The following is a 17130-nucleotide window of genomic DNA, read 5'->3' as shown; positions in this document are numbered from 1 at the left end:
GCCGGTGCTCAACGGCTACGGGCCTGGGCCTGGTGGCCGGCGGCCTGAGCCGGGCTGCCGCGGGCCGGAGTGCGTGGCGCGACCATGCACAACGACCTTGCCCGCCGCATCATTCCGCGCCGGCCTGAGAGCCGTCATACAGCCCACCGAGGGGCGGTCGATCTGAGCGCGGCTGACGCCACAGGCGCATCTTGCGGCACGTGGGGCATCAAGCTCACCGCACACATCCACGTGGCATGCTGCTGACCATGTGTGTGCGGAGCGTCCGATGACCGTGGTGTCCGTCATCAACTACAAAGGTGGTGTCGGCAAGACCACCGTCACCGCCAACATCGGGGCTGAACTCGCGTACCGAGGGCACCGGGTGCTGCTGATCGACCTGGACCCGCAGGCGAGCCTGACCTTTTCCTTCGTCGAACCGACCATGTGGGAGCGGGAGCTGGCCGACGAACGGACCATCCTGCAGTGGTTCGGTGAGGTGCTGGACCGGGGCGGTGCCGCGCCGCTGGACCGCTACCTGCTCACCCCGCCCACGGTCAACGAGGTGATCGGTCAGCACAGCACAGGTCGGCTGGACCTGGTGCCGTCCCATCTGATGCTCACCGACGCCGACCTCGACTTCGCCGCCAGCCTGGGCGGATCGCGGTTCCAGCACGGCAGCCCGCGTTTCCTGTCCCTGCACCGGGCGCTCGCCGAGGCGCTCGCCGCGCCTGCCTTCACTGACTACCAGGTCGTCCTGGTCGACTGCCCACCGAATTTCACCATGGTCACCCGCACCGGGGTGGTCGCCAGCGACCACATCCTGATCCCGGCCCGGCCGGACTACCTGTCCACGCTCGGCATCGACTACCTGCGCAAGAAGGTCTCCGAGCTGGTGACCGACTACAACCGGGTCGCGGCGGGCCGGGCCGACCAGATCAGCCCGGAGATCCTCGGCATCGTCTTCACGATGGTCCAGTACACCGGGCACGGGCCGCTGCTGGCGCTGCGCAACTTCATCGGCCATCCTGCGACCATCGAGATCCCGCGCTTCCAGCAGATGATCCGCGACAACAAGACGGTGTTCGCCTCAGCCGGCGAGCACGGCCTGCCCGCGGCCCTCATGCCGGACGCGAACGTCAACGTCCAGTACGAGTTGCAACAGCTCGCCAGCGAGTTCCTCGCCAAGATCCGCCCGTAGGAGAGTCACGTGACCAGCGCCGCCGACCTGTCCCACGCCGTCCTGATCCGGGTCGCGGACTTCCTCCGTACCCTGCCGCCGGAGCAACTGGCCGCGCTCGCCGACGGCACCGCGCAGCTGACCGTCGCCACCGCCACGTCCGGGCCGCAGCAGCCTGCGGCACCGGCAGCAGCCCGCCGGAGCCGGGCCGCCAAGGCGACGAAGCCGGCGGTCGTCGTCGACACCGACCGGATCCGCGCCGACCTGGCGGCGATCGACGACCGGGTGGCCGCCGGACGCTACCTCGACGATCTCGGGCTGAAGGTCGCCGAGCTACGGGCCCTGGCCGTCGAACTCGGGGTGGCGCTGCCGAGCCGGGCCGCCAAGGCCGTCATCCAGAAGAACATCGTCCAGGCGACTGTCGGCCGACGGCTCACCTCGGCGGTACTCAGCCGCCCCGCCAGCAGCTCCTGACGACAGCGCAGCACTGGCCAGCCAGTAGCTCCGCACTGTGGCAAGTCGGTTGCGGGTGGTCAGTCGGCGAGCTGGCGGCGTACCTCGTCGAGGACTTCCGCCCAGTGCGCGGCCGGCGCACCGGCGCGCAGCTGACCGGCGAGATGCTCGGCGAGCAGGCGGGCGGACCGTTCGGTGAAGTCGGGCTGCTCGTCGGCCGAACCCGGATCCGGGCGGTACCGCGTGGTCAGTGGCAGCGGGTCGCCGACACAGACCACGTCCAGATGGCCGGTGGTTCGGGTCAACGCGACGTACAGCATCCGGTGGCCGCGCTCGTCGTCGGCGACGATCTGTTCCGGCTCGACGACCACCACGGCGTCGAACTCCAGGCCTTTCGCCTCGATCGGGCTGACCAGGTTGATCGCCGCGCCGAGGTCGCCCTGCTGGGCGCTGCTCCAGGCGAGTCCGTTGTCGGCGAGCGCCGCCTCGACCTCGCGGCGGCAGCGCGGCGGGCAGACGACGCCGACGAACGCGCCCCGCGCGGCGTGCTCACCGGCTACGGCGACGACCCGACCGGCCCGCTCGGTGAGCCCGACCCGGTGCACGCCGGGTTCGGCCGGACCGTCCCGGACCACTTCCGGTGGTGTCACGCCGGGCGCGGCGACCGGCAGCAGCCGGGCAGCGAACTGGTACGCCTGGCGGGGCACCCGGTAGCCGTACCGCAGCGGCGCGACCCGCACCGGGCAGGTCGTCGGCAGATGTCGGGTCACCTCGTCCCAGCTGTCCCGGGCCCAACCGCCGGTCGACTGGGCCAGGTCGCCGATGACCGTGCACGAGCCGGTGCGGCTGCGTCGGGTCACCGCCCGCAGCTGCATCGGTGACAGGTCCTGCGCCTCGTCGACCACCACGTGCCCGTACCGGCGCGGCGGCCCGCCGTCGATCAACTGTTCCAGTTCGTCGAGCAGCGGCAGGTCGGCGGCGGACCAGATCTCTTCGGAGATCCGGTCGGCGCCGCGCCGGTGCAGCAGCGCCAACTCGTCGGCGGTGAACCCGTCCGCGGCCGGGCCGGTGGCGGCGCGCAGCCGGGGCCGGGAAGCCAGCAGGCCGCGCAGGAACGCCGCCGGGCTCTGCTGCGGCCAGAGCCGCTCGACCAGGTTGACCAACGCCGGTTCGCCGCGCGGGTCGACACCGGACCGGTCCTGGACCAGGTCGGCGAGCCGGTCACGGAACAGCTGACGGCGATCGTTGTACGGCAGGTCGGCTCCGGCGGCGGCGTCGAGCGCCTGCTGCACCTGCTCGCCGGGCAGGGTGACGAACCGGCTGCCCAGCAGCAGCCGCTCCGCCGGGTCCGGGGTGCCGATCCGGTTGCGCAGCGCCCGGTCGAGCAGGCCGGCCAGCCGGGCGTCACCCTTGAGCCGGGCCACCGCCGCCGGCTCGGCCCGGCCACGCCGTACCGTCGGGGCGAGCCGGCTGATGTCGCGCAGCTCGACCTCGGCGTCGCCGAGCCCAGGCAGCACCTGGCCGATGTAGCGCATGAACGTCGGATGCGGGCCGACCACGAGTACGTCGTCGGCGGTCAGCTCGGGATGCTGAAACAGCAGCCAGGAGACCCGGTGCAGGGCAATGGCGGTCTTGCCGGTGCCCGGGCCGCCCTCGATCACCAGGACCTGCTGTAGCGGGGCGCGGATCAGTTCGTACTGGGCGGCCTGGATGGTGGCGACGATGTCGCGCAACGTGCCGGTGCGGCCCCGGGCCAGCTCGGTGAGCAGGTGTACGTCGACGTCGGCCCGACCCGACCCGTCGGCCGACCCGCCCGCGATCCCGCCCGCGATCCCGGCGGCGATTTCGGCGAACAGGACGTCGTCGAAATCGTCGATGACGTTGCCGGTGCACTGGAATCCGCGTCTACGCACCAGGCCCTGGGGGTCGTCCGGGTTTGCGGTGAAGTAGCGGGCGGCGGCCGGCGACTGCCAGTTGATCACCAGCGGGTCACCGCCGTCGGGCGAGCCGATCAGGTGCCGCCCGAGGTAGTACGCTTCGCCGGACTCGTCGTCGATGCGGCCGAACGCGACCGCGTCGGCAGCGCCGCCGAGGGCCCGGGTGACGGCTTCGGCGTGGCGGCGCAGCCGGGCGGCGGTGGCCCGGTCGGCCCCGCTGCTCGCCAGCGAGGCGAGCGCGGCCACCCGCCGGTCGCGCTCCCGGGCGGCGGCGTCGAAGTACGCCTGTTCGGCGGCGATCTCCGCTGACATGTCGGCCATGTGCACGCTCCCCGGGTCGGCAGACCCGGCACACCGTACCGGTGCGGGTGGGGGTCGGACAGCCCCCGAGTGTGCAGGACCGCCGGCCCGGGACGCGGATGTCCGGGGCCGGCGGGCGTGCCGTGCCGTCGTTCGTCGGCCTGCCGATCAGACGAAGTTCACGTCACTGCACCACATGTAGGCCTGGTCGAGGTGGGACGCCTGCCAGATCACGAAGACAATGTGGTGTCCGGTGTAGCCGGAGGTCGAAACGTTGAAGCTGATGTTCTGTGCCGGCGCGTACCGGCCGGTCTGGGTGATGAAGTCGAGGTTTCCCCACCCGAGCCGCTGGGTAGCGGGGTTGAACCCGTTCTTGCTCACGTAGACCCGGAAGAAGTCGGCGCCATGGCTGGCCTGGTCGTACAAGTGGATCGTGAAGTTGCGGCCGACGTTGGTCTTCTTCCACTGTCCGGGCTGGTTCAGACTGTTGTTTCGAGACAGCGCGTTACTGCACAGCTGCCCATCGGGGGTGCGGCCCTGGAAGTTGCCGCCAAGCCCGTCGCGCAGCGCGCTCATCCAGTTCCACATGGTGTCCGGGTTGGCCTGGAAGGCCTGCCAGCACATCGGGTCCTGCTGCTGCATAACCGGGTTCATGTGCTGGTGTCCCCAGTCCTGCCAGCACTGGTAGGCGCGGCTCGCCGGGTTGACGATGGTGCCGTGAGCCTGCGCCGCGCCGGTGAACGGCAGCATGCCGGCCATCAGGGCGAGCAGCAGAACAAGCGCTCGAACAGGCTGGCGGGCGGGCGGCCGGGATCGCCGACCGGGTTGGTCGAGGTTGCGTGAACGCACGGTTCGTCCTCCATTCCTGGGCGCTCAAACGGGTGCGGGAGCGCTTCCACCCGACTATCGCATCCATTGGTCCGAATATCAATGATCGTCTATAGATATCTGTCTTTGTCGGACTGCCCGAAGTCGCCCCCCGCAGCGGATCCAGGCAGTTTCCGATCCAGGAAAGCGTTGATCTGGCAATCAGCGATCAACAGTCGCCGACCTAGTCGGCCGCCAGCGACTCGACGACCGGCTGGCGCAGCGCCCGGCGGGCCGGCAGCACCGAGGCGACCAGCGCGGCCACCGCCGCCACCGCGACGACGACCCCGAGCTGCGGCCACGGTAGGTCCGGCCGGAAGACGTCGTCCTCGGCACGGTTGAGCACGGCGAGCGCGCTCGCCGCCCCGGCCACTCCGACTGCGATGCCACCCGCCGTACCACTGACCGCCGTCAGCACCGCCTCGGTGGCGAGCATCCGGCGCAACTGGCCCGGGTCACACCGACACCCGCAGCAGGGCGGGCTCCCGGATCCGTTCGACCACCGACAGAGTCAGGGTGTTGGCCAGCCCGAGCAGCGAGACGAAAATCGCCAGGGCCAGCAGCGCCAGCACGAACCGCAGCACCGTGTCGACGGTGCCGGTACGCGCCTCGGCGTACGCTGCCCGGTCGACGAACGTCACGAACGGGTAGCTGACGACCACCGCCTCCCGGGCGGCCTCCGCGCCGACGCCGGCGTAGCTGGGCGGGCGAGCAGCGGGGCCGCCACCAGCAGCCCGCGGCCGCGGATCACCCAGCTCGGCGGGGTCGGAGTCGGCACCGGCATGCTGCGCGCGCACCCAGGTCAGGCACTGGGCCCGGCGGCCGTTGCCGCGGGTCAGGTGCTGGACTTGCCGACCATGGCTCCGGCGATGACCCGGTCCATGCCGGGCAGCCCGGCGGCGGCCAGCGCGGCCCGCCGTACGTGCAGCCACCACCGGTGCTCCGGCACGAACCAGCGGACCCCCCGCCGGGCCACCTGCTGTTTGTCGGTGACGACCGGTCGCATCGCGGTCTCGTAGCGGCGCAGCGCTATCGCCAGCATGCCGGGGTCGGCGCCGGCGGCGGGGTCGAGTGCCCGGGTCAGCTCGGCGGACAGGGTTTCCGCCCCGGCGACGGCCAGCGAGGCGCCCTGCCCGGCGAGCAGGGACACCGCCTGGCAGGCGTCGCCGACCAGGACCACCCGGCCCTGGCTCCAGGCCGGCAGCTCAATCTGGGCGACCTGGTCGTAGTAGATGTCGTCGGCGGGTGGGCAGGCGGCGAGCGCCTGCGGCGCGATCCAGCCGAGGCCGGCGTACTCCTGGCGCAGGGCCGACCGGGGATCGGCCGGCAGCTGCGGGTCGGTGGTGCGGTGCACGGCGAAGACGGCGATCCGCCCATCGCGCAGCACGTAGCAGCCGAGCTGGCGCCGGGTGCTGTCGGTGAGGGCGAACTCGTCGCCGACGGCGTCGCGGGCCGCCGGGTCGTCGAACACCCAGGCGGCGGTGTGGAAGCCGAGGTGGCGCAGGAAGTGCCGTTCGTCGCCGAAGGTCAGCCGGCGGACCGTGGAGTGGATGCCGTCGGCGCCGACCAGCAGGTCGGCCCGGTGGACGGTGCCGTCGACGGTGGTGGCGTCGACCCGGTCGGCGCGGTGGTCGATGCGGGCCAGCCGGCTGCCGTAGCGTAGCGCGACCCGGCCGGGCAGCGCCTCGCGCAGAATCCGTTCCAGGTCGGGACGCATGATGCTGACCAGCCGACCGTCGACGATGTCGGCGAACCGGGAGTAGCTGAGGCTGGCCCGGCGGCGGCCCTGGTCGTCCCGGTAGGTCAGCGCGGTGACCTGGTAGCCGGACTCGTGCAGTTGCGGCAGCAGCCGCATCCGTTCGATGGCGTCGTAGCCCGGCCCGAAGAAGTCCATCATGTAGCCCTCGGTTCGCGGCGCCGGCGCCTGTTCGAGGACGGTCACCGCCCAGCCGGCGGCGTCCAGCCGGTGGGCCAGGGCCAGCCCGGCGATCCCGGCGCCGCAGATGACCGCCTTCACTGTCGGTCCCCTTCCGTCGTGGCGTTGTCGGTGGTGCTCATGCTGTGGTGTCGGTGGTGTCGGTGGTGTCGGTGGCGACCAGGCGGATCAGCGGTCCGGCGACCGCGTCCGAGGCGAGGTCGGATGACAGTGGACGGTGCAGCATGAGGCCGTCGAGGGCAGCGGCCAGCACGGCGGCGCTGCCCGGCGGGTCGGCGACGCCGTGGCCGGCCAGCCAGTCGGCGATCCGGCCGCGCAGCCCGTCGAGGATGCCGGTCAGCACCTGACGCAACTCGGCGTCGCGGGCGGCGGCCAGGTACGCCTCGACGAACAGCAGCGAAGTCGGGTCGGTGCCGGAGTATCCGTCGAGGGCGGCGAGCAGGGCCCGTACTCCGGCCTCGGGGCTCACCGCCCCGGTGAGCAGAGCGTCCAGCTCGCCGGCGAGGTCGGTCATCGTGCCGGTGGCTGCCTCGATCAGCAGTGCCCGCACCGAGGCGTAGTGGTAGTGGACCAGCCCGGGGGCGACCCCGGCCCGGTCTGCGACGAGCCGGGTGCTGACCGCGGCCCAGCCGCGCTCAACGATCAACTCGACTGCGGCGGCGCGCAGCCGGGCCCGCACCTGCCGGCCGCGTTCGGCGGCGGTCTGCGTCATCTCCCACCTCCGGGGCAGCAGCCGTTGGGCGGTCGCCCTGAACGTTCGTATTGGGCAAATGCCCAACACGATACCACGCCAACCCGGTCCGCGAAATCAGCTCTGGATTTGGAGGCGCCACCCGTGCAACCCTGTTCGCAATGAGTAGTCGCCCAATCACCAATGGCTACCCCACAGCCGGAGGCGTGCGTGAGCGAGCTGTACCGGACGCCACACTACGAACCACCACCGGGCAAGGACAGCGGTGCGACCCGGATGCAGGTCCTGGTCACTGGTGTCACCCCGCCGGTGCCGTCCGCGGCACACGGCGCGATGACCACCCTCGTCGGTCTCCGCCTCGACGGCCCCCAGCACTGGATCCGGTTCGACGAGATCCCCGCCCACCCGCTCAGCCAGGCTGCGCCGGTGCGGCGCTACGACATCGTCACGGCTGTCGCTCGGCCAAACCCGGACGACCCCCGCCCGGAAAGCTGGCGGATCCACGCCGCAACTCTGCGGGTCCGCCACGAAGCCCGGCGGTGGCCCGGACGCGCCGCGATCCTGCACCGCCACGCCGAATGGTCCATGTGCGACCTGGAAGACTCCGCGGCGCGGCGTCCCGACGCCCAGTCCCTGGCCCTGATCCGGGTCGCCGAGCTGCGCTACGTACGGGTCAACCGGACCCCGGTGGCACCGCCCGCCGAACGCTGGTCCGCCGCCACCTGGCGCCGCACCGAGCCCGACCTTTTCCGTCCGGTGGTGCACGACCTGCTACGCCGACCGCCGTTCACCGTCGCCTACCGCTACCACTGTCACCATCCGGTCTGCCGTAGCCACGTACAGGAATTGCGCGACCGGGACGTGGTGGCCTACCAACGCCAGCGGCAGCGCTACTGCGGGCTGCCGCTGCGGCGCGCGCTGGTCGGCGAGTTCTGGTGGCCGCTGTGCCAGCCCGGCCGCGAGGTAGCGTTCCTGGTCGGCAGCCGCCGCGACGCCCCGACCCGCTTCGACGTTCTCGACACCGTCGTCCTGCGCGGCTAGCCCGGTTGCTTGCGGCCGGTCAGGGACGCCGGGCGAGTTGCCGTCCGGTTTCGGCGGCCTCCGCAGGCCGAGCACGGTGAACAGGTCGTGGGCCAGGATCAGCTGTTCGCGGGACTCCCGGTCGGCGCCGAGCGCGTGCAGCACCCGGGAGAGCACCGCGTAGGCGTAGGCCTGATCTCGCTGGTCGCCCAGCCGCTCACAGTGACCGGCCGCCAGTCGGCATGCCGGAGAGTCAGCTCCAGCTCGCCGGTCTCCCGCAAGGCGTCCGCCAGCCGGCAACGCGCCCTCGCCTTCCGCCCTAGCAGACCGGCTGACACAGACAGATCGAGGCACCGGCCGAACCATTGACATACCACGCGTACGCGGTCGCGCCGTCGTCCAACAGATCGTCGAACGAGTCCAGGGCCTCCCGGCAGGCGACCTCGGCCTCGGCCGACCGTCCACGATTGAGCTCGGTCAGTGCCACGTTTACGATCGACACGAACTCGCCGGTGCGATGGCGTAGCCGGCGGGCCAGCCCGATCGCCTCCTCGAAAGGGGTGGCGGCAGCGTCGTAGTCACCGAGACGCAGCGCCAGCAGCCCCAGGTTGTCCAACGCCTGCCGCAGGATCGCGATGTCGTCATGCTCGGCGCACAGGCGGGCGGCGATCTTGGTCGCGCGCGCTCGGCCACTTTCCCGTCGCCCGCGCAGTCCGCCGCCGCATGGTCCGCCGCCGCGTACAACAAAGACAACAATTCGATCGTCGGTTCCGCGCGTGGGTCCGGCCCGGACGGTGACATCGCGATCATCAGATCCACCAAGCGACGAAGAAGGTCCGCCTCGCCGGCCGCCATCTGCCTGCCCAGCGCGACGATGTTCGGCAGCTCTGCGGCTGCCCGGCGCCAGGCGCTCGCGAGGCTGTCCAACGGCTGCCCGGCGGCCCCGGTCGCTGCGGCTCCCCCGGCGACGTCCTGGGCGAGGGCGAACGACCGCACGAGGGGATGCAGGTGGTATCGCCCGGCGGCGGCCAGCATCGCGCGGGCGCTCCTCGCGTCGCCGGCCCGGCTGGCGCGACGGGCGCGACGGGCCAGCGCCTCGGCGCACCGCACGTCAATGGCGTCCTCCGGCACCTCCGGGCGATAGCCGTCACCGACGGTCGTCAGGAGCCGGGGCTGGGCAACGTCCTTTTCCAGCACCTTGCGCCAGCGCCAAGCGTACGTGCGGAGGCTCTTCGTCGCCGTGACCGGCGGGTCGTCGCCCCACAGTGCTTCCATCAGAACGGCTGCGCTCACCGCCTGACCCGGCCGCAGGAGAAGGACGACGAGCAGGGCCTGTTGCTGCGGGCTTCCCATGTCGAGATCGGCAGAGCCCCGGCGGCCGCACACCACGCCGAGTAGATTGATTCGAAGAGATTCCATGTCAGGCGCAGACGACCGCGACGGCGGCGTTTCACGAATCCACCCTCATCTCGCCGTCCACACCCCGTCTATGGGTTCACCTACAGCCGGGCCCGCGAAGGTCCCCGCTGGTCCTCATCGAGGCGAGCACGTTGCCGGACAACCTCGCAGCCCTGGTGTGTGCTGCGGAGACCATCACCGGCCGGCGGCTGCACCTGATCGACATGACCACCGATTTGGGCGTGCCGGCGATCTTCGCCTACCTTCCTACCCGCGACGGCGAACCGGCTCGGATCCGCAGCTGCGGCGCCTCGCTCTCCCGCCACTATGCGATCGCCCGTGCGGTGAGCGAGCTGGTCCAGATCCACCTGGCGTCCTCCCTCGGGAACATCCACTCCGCGTTCGCCGCCATGACGCCCGTCCGGCATGACTGGACGACGCCCTATCCCGCGCTCCATGCCTGTTACCGAAGCGACTTCAGTACCCGGCTCGGCGACGCCATCCTGGTGCCGTACCGGGACACGGAAGCGCCGGACACGGCCGCCGGCCATTTCGACGAGCTCGTTCATGCCCTCACCAGACGCGGCTTGCACCGCTGCAGCGTGACCACTACGTCACCGGAAACCTGGCCGTGGTCAACATCTTCGTCCCCGGCCTGGAGCGGTTCATGCTCGTCACCGACGGACAGGTGGTGGTGCCGGGGAAGCGCGGCATGGCGGTCAAGAACAACGGAGTGCGGCCAGAATCCGTGCACGATGTCAGATAGCTGACGTTGATCATTGCGCTGGGCCGGCTGCCCTGGCGCGGCGGGCCCGGCGCGCGGACAATCGGCAGCATGGCGATGCTGTGGCTCGGCGCAGCGGTGCTGCTGACCCTCCTCAGCGGCTTCCTGTTGGGCCAGGAACCGGGACTCACCTCCGTCACGGCCGTCCTGGTGCTGTGGGCAGCTGCAGCCGCCTACGTAGTCGCCGCCATCTGGCCCGTTCGCGTGCCTTCTGGTAACCGGGCCAGCCGGTTGACGACGGTCGTCATCACCGGACGCACACTGCTGGGGATCACAGTCGGAGCGCTCAGTCTCGCCTTCGCCGCCGCGTACGGCGAAGGCAACCTTTCGCCGTACGGCGAACAGGTCACCGCCGAGGTCACCGATGTCCGTGACGGGTGCGTGCCGGGCACCGAACTGTGCCGCCCCAGCTACCAGCTGTCCGCCGGCGGCGACGATCTCGGCTGGGTTCCGTTCTGCGGGCCGGCCGAGCCGGTCAGCACGAAGGTCGAGGTCGACATCGACCCACTCGGTCAGCGAGAGCCGCTGACCACCTCCTGTATCCCCGGGCTGGACGCGGCACGAACGATCACTACAGCGTGGTTCGGTGGCGTCGGCGCCATCGGCCTGGTGGCTGTCGTCGGCCCAGGGTGGCGCGCCGCCCGCTCCCGGAGCCTTCGTCGGCCCGAGGACACCGAACCAGGCTGACCCCGGAGCCAGAGTCAGTCGACCAGACTCAATCACGAGTTTGATGCGACATGTTGAAGACTGCCAGCCTAGTGACGAGGCAGCGTCCTGGATTTCGGCTACCAGCGGCTATGCCTGGGCGCGGTTGTGGCTACGTAGTTGATTCAGCAGGGCGGTCCAGCGCTTCGGCACCCCCAGGTCAAGGAACTCGGCCTTCAACGCGGCGATCTTGCGCTCCCGGTCGGCCAGCATCGCCTGCACGGCCGCGGTCAGCTGGGAGACGAACGCGCTCTCGCCCAGCCGGGTGACCGTGCCCTCGGCGAGCTGCACGGTCCAGGAGAGGGCACCGGTGGTGCGTACCGTGATCGAACCGTCCGGCGAGCCGCCGGACGCGACCACCTCGTTGAGCGCCCGCGTGTACGCGGCCTGCCCTGGTGTCTGCTCGGGTCGGGCCGGCGCGCTGACGATGACCCGGAACGACGCCGACCGTCGTTCGTGGAGCTCGTCCTGGGACCGCTGGAACGCGACCCACATCGCCTGACCGAGCCGGCTCAGCTGGTGGGCGAGGGTGTCGTCGGTGTAGCGACCGTACGCCGCGTAGCTGAAGCTGATCCGCAGGTCCGTGCCGTCGGTGGTGTCCGCCCAGATCGCACCGTCCGGGGACGACGCGGAGATCGGCGGTCGCCGGTCCGGGTCGGGCTCGCTCATCTCTCCCCCGTTCCGCAGGTCACCTGGCCACCGTCAAAACCCGACCCGGGCGACGACAGCGACGAGACAACAATCGATTGCCACTCTGTGTTAAGACTAGGCGGTGAAACGAACAGCGCGCGGGCTCGCCGCGGCACTCGTCGCAACGGCGACAGTCGGTATCCCGCTGCCGGCACTGGCCGGCGCGGCGGCTCCGGCCGACGGAGCGACGGCGACGCTGTACGCCGGAACCGGTGAGGCCGGATACTCCGGCGACGACGGTCCTGCCACGGCGGCCGCGCTGAACCAGCCCGGTGGGGTCGCCGTCACACCGGACGGGGTCGTGTACGTCGCCGACACCGGCAACGGGGTCGTCCGGGCGATATCCACCGACGGCGTGATCCGCACCGTCCCCGTCGGCGAGGTCAGCCTGAGCTATCCGAGCAGTCTGGCGGTCGACAGCGCCGGGAATACCTACATCGGTGACAGCGGCAACGCCCGGATCCTCGCTCTGTCGCCCGGCGGTGACGTCGCCCCGGTGGCGGGCAGCAACGAGGCCGGGTTCGCCGGTGACGGCGGGCCGGCCGTCGAGGCGCAACTCCGCGACGTCAGTGGCCTGACCGTCGACGCCAACGGCGGGCTGGTCTTCGGCGACCTGCGCAACTACCGGGTCCGGCGGATCGACGCCGACGGCGTCATCGACACTTTGATCGGCAGCGGCGACGTCGGGCTGGTGGCGGGCGGCGACGCGACGACGTTCACTTTCCCGTACGCGCCGATCTCAACGGCGGACGACCCCGACGGCGACCGCTGGGTGGCGAGCACCTTGCTGTACGGCCTGTCCGACAACGTGATGCGCGCGGTGGTCCGCGACGGCGACAGCCGATGGGCGTACTCCGAATCGCAGTCGGCGTCGATCCCCGCCGGCGCCTGGCAGGGCAACCTCTACCTGGCCGCCACCGCGAACGCCCGGTATCTGTCTGCCGACGACGGCCTCTACCGCTTCCACCCAGACGGCCGGGTGGAGACCCTGCTGGCGGGTCCGTCGTTCGCCGGCCCGTTGACCATGGTGGACGACGAGCTCGGCTACCTGGTCGACCCGCTCCAGCACAAGGTGTACCGGTTGGAGCTGCCGGCGATCTCCGCCGTCGGTCCGGGCAACGGCGGCGACGCGGATCCCGACGGCGCGGTACGGCCGTGGTGGGTGCTGGCCGCCGGGGTCGCGGTCGCGGTGACGCTGCTGGTCGCGGTCGTCGCGGTACGCCGCCGCAAAGCATGAACGCACCACCGCTCGGCAAACCGCCCGAGCGGTTCCACTGACCGTCAACCGGGGGTGATGGCGATGCCGGAGGATGTCACCGGTGGTGACCTGTACGCGCTGTGGCGGGTGTCTGAGGCGCTGCTGCCGCGCGTGGCGGACGTCTACTACGACGCGAACCGGCTGGTCGCCGGGGCGGACAGCGCGTCCGGGCTGATCTTCGCCCTGACCATGTGGAACACGTTGCGCTACGAACTGCAGGACATGTACGCCGAGATCGGCGGTGTGGTGCTGGACGGTGCTACCGCCGTGCGGGACGCCCGGCTCGCGTACGAGGCGACCGACGCACAGGCAGCAAGCGAGCTTCAGGCGCTTCTCGCCGACCCGTGGCGCAACTCCAACGACCCGGCGATCGCGCCGCCGGCACCGGGGTCCGAGGACGACCCCGGCACGCCGATCCCCGCCCCACGCCGGTCCGACGGTTCCTGAAGGGGGCGACCATGGGCAACGCCGACACCCCGGCCGAGTACGCGAATCCGAGCTTCGTGCCGGAGCTGACGCAGAAGGCTGAGCAGCTGCGGCAGGAGTTCGTCCGGCAGACCCTGCAGGACATGAACTCCTACCTCGACGCTCTGCTGGAGGAATACAACAAGGCCAACCCGGACCAGCCGGCGTTCACCGTCACCTCCGGAGCATTCTCCGTCATCATCGAGAACGGCCCCGGGCTGCCGAACGAGGAAGTGGTCCTCACCGAGGCGGAGATCAGGCAGTGGGAGTACGCGATCGAGAACGAACATTACGCCTGGGTCGTTCCCACCTTCGAGAGCTATCTGACGCCGGATCCGGACGAGGCTAACCCGGCCATCGAGAGTCTCGGCACGATCGCCGCGATGTTCGGCGGGCCGGTTGCCGAGGCCGGCGATATCGGCAACCGCGACATGGGGCTGACCGGGCTGCAGACCGTCCGCGACCAGATGGAGAACCACTGGGAGGGTTCGTTCCAGCAGACGTTCATCGGCAACTTCGTCGCCCCGCTGGAGAACGGGCTGGCCTGCCAGGCTGCGGCCGCCCGCATCGCGAAGGAGCTGCTAGAAGCCAACAAGATCAGCAAGATCGCCCAGCGGAAGGCCGTCCTCGACCTGCTCGACAAGGCGATCGCCGCCCTCGGTGACCTCGGCGCGGGCGGCAAGTCGGCCAAGAGCTACACCTGGAGCACCCTGATCGGCATCGCCGTCGGCACCCTGATCGCCACCACCGGCGGCATGGCCGCCTGGGTTGGCGCGGTGATCATCTCGACCAGCACCCTGGCGCAAGGGCTGGAGGTGGGCAGCGACGCCGAGCCCGTCGAGATCGGCGGCATCACCGCGCAGGACGTCGCGGTCGCGGTGCAGGACGCGCTGACCAAACAAAACGAGAAGTTCGTCGAGGACGAGACCAAGGTGGCGGACGCCTTCACCCGACTGCACCAGGACGTCGCTGCTGCCCGCCAAGTGGTCGGCCAGCTGGGCGTCAACCGACCCGACCTGCACGGTGCCTCATCCACCGACATTCGGCGCGGCCTGACCCCGTCAAACTGACCTGACTCCGGCAGACTGACCTGGCTCCGTCGGGCTGAACGACGACGCCGTGATGTCGGTGGGGCGTGGCACCCTGACCGGGTGAACGTCGAGGAAGCCGTCCGACTGCGCCGGGCCCGGGACCTGCTGGACCGGGAGTACGTCCGCCCGTTGGACGTGCCGGCGATGGCGCGGGCCGCGTACATGTCGCCGTCGCATTTCACCCGGTTGTTCCGGGCCGCCTACGGCGAGAGCCCGTACGGCTACCTGTCGACCCGGCGGGTCGAGCGGGCCAAGGCGCTGCTGCGCCGTGGCGACCTGAGCGTCACCGACGTCTGCATGGCGGTCGGGTTCACCTCGCTCGGCTCGTTCAGCTCCCGCTTCACCGAGCTGGTCGGTGAGACGCCCAGCGCGTACCGGGCCAGGTCACATGCGGCCGGTGCGGCCATCCCGGCCTGCTACGTCAAGGCCGTCACCCGCCCGACCCGCCCGGCCGGAGTATCAAGTCGGTTTGGAGAAGCCCAGGTCAGCCGGCCGGCGTAGCGTCGCTGGCATGACAATCAAGCTTTCCCACACGTTCCTGCTTGTCCGCGACCAGGACGAGGCACTGAAGTTCTACCGCGACGTGCTCGGCCTGGAGGTCCGCACCGACCTGCCGTTCGAGGGCGTCCGCTGGCTGACTGTTGGCCCGCCCGGACAGCCGGACGTCGAGATCGTGCTCGAAGTCGCCGCGATGGGTCGCGCCGCCGACCAGGAGACTCTGGAACTACTGCTCGCCAAGGGCTCGCTCAGTGGGCTGATCTTCCTGGTAGACGACGTGGACGCGACGTTCGATCGGGTCCGGGCCGCCGGGGCGGAGGTCATGCAGGAGCCCATCGACCAGCCGTACGGGGTACGCGACTGCGGTGTCCGCGACCCGTCCGGCAACAACATCCGCTTCTCGCAGCGACTTCCGCAGTAGCCGCACCGCCGCTGCGCCACCGACGCGTCGAGTGGAGGGCTGGGGTACGTAATTCTCGACAAATTAGGTACCCCAGCCCTCCACTCGACGAGTTCACGGGCGGCGCCGGGCCGGACGGGTCACCGCGCCGGGGCGGCGCAGCGCGTCCGCCCGTACGACGATCGAGCGGAAGCGGTGGTCCTCACCGCCGACGACCTCGACCCCGACCAGGTGGACCCATTCGATCCCCGGATGCTGCGCGCCGTCGTCGACCCGGGTGACCCGCAGTACGAGTCGACCGAGCCCGTAGCAGTAGTCGCCGATATTCAGCGAAACCGTGTCGCCGACTTTGACCAGCGGGTCATTTCTCATCGTTAATCATTTTCACCGGCTTGCCGTCGCGCAGCAGCTCGGCGAACCACTCGTACGCCCCGAAGTCTTCCACGCGTAGAAATTGCAGCGCGGTGTCCATCGGGCGGCATCCGTCGGTCAGGCAGACCGGGCAGCCGGCCCACTCTGTTGAAGGCCAGTGGTCGGTGACGACGCTCGTCGCGTACCGGATGGCGACGTCACGGGTCTGATCCTCGCTCAACTCGGGGATGGCCGGCGGTTGGGAACCTGGTACCAGGACGCTCATTTCTGCCCTCCGCTGATCCTCGGAAACTTCTCCTGCGAACACTCTGGACTCCGCCGGCACTCTCCCGTAAGGATGGATCGGCATACCCGTGAAATCACTCACGTACGGAGGGGTAAGCGGTGGACATGATCATGTGGATACGCGCGCTCAAAGCAGCGCGGGTCGCCGCCGGAGTAAGCCAGGACGGGCTCGCCGAGAAGATCAATTGGAGTGCGTCGACGATTGCCGCGATCGAGACCGGCCGACGCAAGCCGACCTTCAAGTTTGCCGAAGAAGCCGACGTAGCTCTGGACACCGGCGGCCTGCTGACCGAGCTACTGGACCGCGCCGAACGCCAACGCACCCCCGCCTGGTTCATCGCCTGGCGCAAGATCGAGTCCGAAGCCACCCGCCTCCGCACCTTCCAACCGACGGTCATCCCGGGCCTGTTACAAACCGAGGAGTACGCCCGAGCGATCATCACCGCAGGCAACCTGCACACGCCAGCAAAGGCCGAGGAGCTGGTGCGAATCCGGATGGATCGGCAGGAGTTGCTGACCCGCGACAATCCGCCCGAGTGCATCTTTATCCTCGACGAGACAACGCTGAGCCGGCCGGTGGGCGACCACGCCATCCTCGACCGGCAGCTCCAGCACCTCCAGGAGGTCGTCGAGATGCCGAACGTGCGGATTCACATTCTGCCGACCGAGGTCGGGGCGCACGTGGGTCTCGGCGGCGGCTTCGTCTTCGCCGATCTACCCGACGTCGACCCAGCCGCATACTTGGAGAACGTCGCCAAAGGCCACGGCCCCGGCGTTGTTCCTCTATGTCTGACTTGATCATTGTTTGTCAGATGTCGTAG

General features: G+C 70.2%; 22 protein-coding genes. 11 read left to right on the top strand and 11 right to left on the bottom strand.

All coding sequences use genetic code 11. The features are described 5' to 3' along the window. Positions 1–268: 268 nt before the first annotated feature. On the top strand, positions 269–1180 hold the full coding sequence (locus tag ACFHWS_RS27665) for a ParA family protein (RefSeq protein ID WP_416569493.1): 912 nt from the start codon (positions 269–271) through the stop codon (positions 1178–1180). A gap of 9 nt (positions 1181–1189) precedes the next feature. Then, positions 1190–1633, top strand: a complete 444-nt coding sequence (locus ACFHWS_RS27660) for a hypothetical protein (protein ID WP_416557500.1) — start codon at positions 1190–1192, stop codon at positions 1631–1633. Between the two features lie 59 nt (positions 1634–1692). Here ACFHWS_RS27660 and ACFHWS_RS27655 read toward each other — a convergent pair whose 3' ends face one another. From ACFHWS_RS27655 to ACFHWS_RS27630, 6 genes are all read right to left on the bottom strand, one after another. Continuing rightward, positions 1693–3870, bottom strand: a complete 2178-nt coding sequence (locus tag ACFHWS_RS27655; RefSeq protein WP_416569492.1) for a HelD family protein — start codon at positions 3868–3870, stop codon at positions 1693–1695. Positions 3871–4017: 147 nt separating this feature from the next. Further along, positions 4018–4698 carry a lytic polysaccharide monooxygenase auxiliary activity family 9 protein gene (locus tag ACFHWS_RS27650; RefSeq protein WP_416557498.1) on the bottom strand — a complete coding sequence of 227 codons (681 nt, stop codon included), beginning with the start codon at positions 4696–4698 and terminating at the stop codon, positions 4018–4020. A gap of 202 nt (positions 4699–4900) precedes the next feature. Beyond that, positions 4901–5161: an FtsX-like permease family protein gene (locus tag ACFHWS_RS27645; RefSeq protein WP_416557497.1), complete on the bottom strand. Its 261-nt coding sequence runs from the start codon at positions 5159–5161 to the stop codon at positions 4901–4903. A 10-nt stretch (positions 5162–5171) separates the two neighbouring features. Further along, positions 5172–5513 (bottom strand): hypothetical protein, encoded by a 342-nt coding sequence (locus ACFHWS_RS27640; protein WP_416569491.1) that lies wholly within the window; start codon positions 5511–5513, stop codon positions 5172–5174. A gap of 38 nt (positions 5514–5551) precedes the next feature. Next, positions 5552–6733, bottom strand: a complete 1182-nt coding sequence (locus tag ACFHWS_RS27635) for an FAD-dependent oxidoreductase (protein WP_416557495.1) — start codon at positions 6731–6733, stop codon at positions 5552–5554. A 37-nt stretch (positions 6734–6770) separates the two neighbouring features. Then, complete coding sequence (locus ACFHWS_RS27630; protein WP_416557494.1) at positions 6771–7364, bottom strand: TetR/AcrR family transcriptional regulator; 594 nt, start codon at positions 7362–7364, stop codon at positions 6771–6773. A 189-nt stretch (positions 7365–7553) separates the two neighbouring features. Here ACFHWS_RS27630 and ACFHWS_RS27625 point away from each other — a divergent pair, with 189 nt between their 5' ends. Further along, the gene (locus tag ACFHWS_RS27625; protein ID WP_416557493.1) at positions 7554–8384 is read left to right on the top strand and encodes a hypothetical protein; all 831 of its coding nucleotides are present in this window, start codon (positions 7554–7556) and stop codon (positions 8382–8384) included. Between the two features lie 298 nt (positions 8385–8682). On the opposite strand, the gene ACFHWS_RS27620 is transcribed toward ACFHWS_RS27625, so the two are convergent. Both ACFHWS_RS27620 and ACFHWS_RS27615 read right to left on the bottom strand, forming a co-directional pair. After that, the gene (locus ACFHWS_RS27620; protein ID WP_416557502.1) at positions 8683–8955 is read right to left on the bottom strand and encodes a hypothetical protein; all 273 of its coding nucleotides are present in this window, start codon (positions 8953–8955) and stop codon (positions 8683–8685) included. Further along, the gene (locus tag ACFHWS_RS27615) at positions 8853–9782 is read right to left on the bottom strand and encodes an AfsR/SARP family transcriptional regulator (RefSeq protein ID WP_416557492.1); all 930 of its coding nucleotides are present in this window, start codon (positions 9780–9782) and stop codon (positions 8853–8855) included. Before ACFHWS_RS27615 ends, ACFHWS_RS27620 begins: the two co-directional genes overlap by 103 nt. Positions 9783–9913: 131 nt before the next feature. On the opposite strand from ACFHWS_RS27615, the gene ACFHWS_RS27610 reads away from it, so the two are divergent. Continuing rightward, a complete protein-coding gene (locus ACFHWS_RS27610; RefSeq protein ID WP_416557491.1) occupies positions 9914–10531 on the top strand; it encodes a YcaO-like family protein in 618 nt (205 codons plus the stop codon). Positions 10532–10596: 65 nt separating this feature from the next. Continuing rightward, on the top strand, positions 10597–11232 hold the full coding sequence (locus ACFHWS_RS27605) for a hypothetical protein (RefSeq protein WP_416557490.1): 636 nt from the start codon (positions 10597–10599) through the stop codon (positions 11230–11232). A 108-nt stretch (positions 11233–11340) separates the two neighbouring features. Here ACFHWS_RS27605 and ACFHWS_RS27600 read toward each other — a convergent pair whose 3' ends face one another. Next, positions 11341–11919, bottom strand: coding sequence for a hypothetical protein (locus ACFHWS_RS27600; protein ID WP_416557489.1), 579 nt, complete (start codon positions 11917–11919; stop codon positions 11341–11343). A 103-nt stretch (positions 11920–12022) separates the two neighbouring features. Here ACFHWS_RS27600 and ACFHWS_RS27595 point away from each other — a divergent pair, with 103 nt between their 5' ends. The 5 genes from ACFHWS_RS27595 (at position 12023) to ACFHWS_RS27575 (ending at position 15673) form a co-directional block, all read left to right on the top strand. Next, on the top strand, positions 12023–13177 hold the full coding sequence (locus ACFHWS_RS27595; RefSeq protein WP_416569490.1) for a hypothetical protein: 1155 nt from the start codon (positions 12023–12025) through the stop codon (positions 13175–13177). Positions 13178–13240: 63 nt separating this feature from the next. Beyond that, positions 13241–13645, top strand: coding sequence for a hypothetical protein (locus ACFHWS_RS27590; protein WP_416569489.1), 405 nt, complete (start codon positions 13241–13243; stop codon positions 13643–13645). Between the two features lie 11 nt (positions 13646–13656). Continuing rightward, on the top strand, positions 13657–14733 hold the full coding sequence (locus ACFHWS_RS27585; protein WP_416569488.1) for a hypothetical protein: 1077 nt from the start codon (positions 13657–13659) through the stop codon (positions 14731–14733). An 81-nt stretch (positions 14734–14814) separates the two neighbouring features. After that, positions 14815–15255 carry a helix-turn-helix transcriptional regulator gene (locus ACFHWS_RS27580; RefSeq protein ID WP_416557257.1) on the top strand — a complete coding sequence of 147 codons (441 nt, stop codon included), beginning with the start codon at positions 14815–14817 and terminating at the stop codon, positions 15253–15255. A 10-nt stretch (positions 15256–15265) separates the two neighbouring features. After that, positions 15266–15673 carry a VOC family protein gene (locus tag ACFHWS_RS27575; RefSeq protein WP_416557258.1) on the top strand — a complete coding sequence of 136 codons (408 nt, stop codon included), beginning with the start codon at positions 15266–15268 and terminating at the stop codon, positions 15671–15673. Positions 15674–15766: 93 nt separating this feature from the next. Here ACFHWS_RS27575 and ACFHWS_RS27570 read toward each other — a convergent pair whose 3' ends face one another. Continuing rightward, positions 15767–16024 carry a hypothetical protein gene (locus tag ACFHWS_RS27570; protein ID WP_416569487.1) on the bottom strand — a complete coding sequence of 86 codons (258 nt, stop codon included), beginning with the start codon at positions 16022–16024 and terminating at the stop codon, positions 15767–15769. Further along, positions 16014–16391, bottom strand: a complete 378-nt coding sequence (locus ACFHWS_RS27565) for a hypothetical protein (protein WP_416557260.1) — start codon at positions 16389–16391, stop codon at positions 16014–16016. The genes ACFHWS_RS27570 and ACFHWS_RS27565 overlap by 11 nt, the downstream gene beginning before the upstream one ends. Before the next feature lie 23 nt (positions 16392–16414). Between ACFHWS_RS27565 and ACFHWS_RS27560 the strand changes: the two genes are divergently transcribed. Next, a complete protein-coding gene (locus tag ACFHWS_RS27560; RefSeq protein ID WP_416569494.1) occupies positions 16415–17107 on the top strand; it encodes a helix-turn-helix domain-containing protein in 693 nt (230 codons plus the stop codon). Positions 17108–17130 lie beyond the last annotated feature (23 nt).

It is taken from the genome of Micromonospora sp. LOL_013 (genome assembly GCF_048060315.1).
In the GTDB taxonomy this organism is placed as follows: domain Bacteria; phylum Actinomycetota; class Actinomycetes; order Mycobacteriales; family Micromonosporaceae; genus Micromonospora_E.
This window is presented reverse-complemented; position numbering and strand designations above follow the sequence as displayed.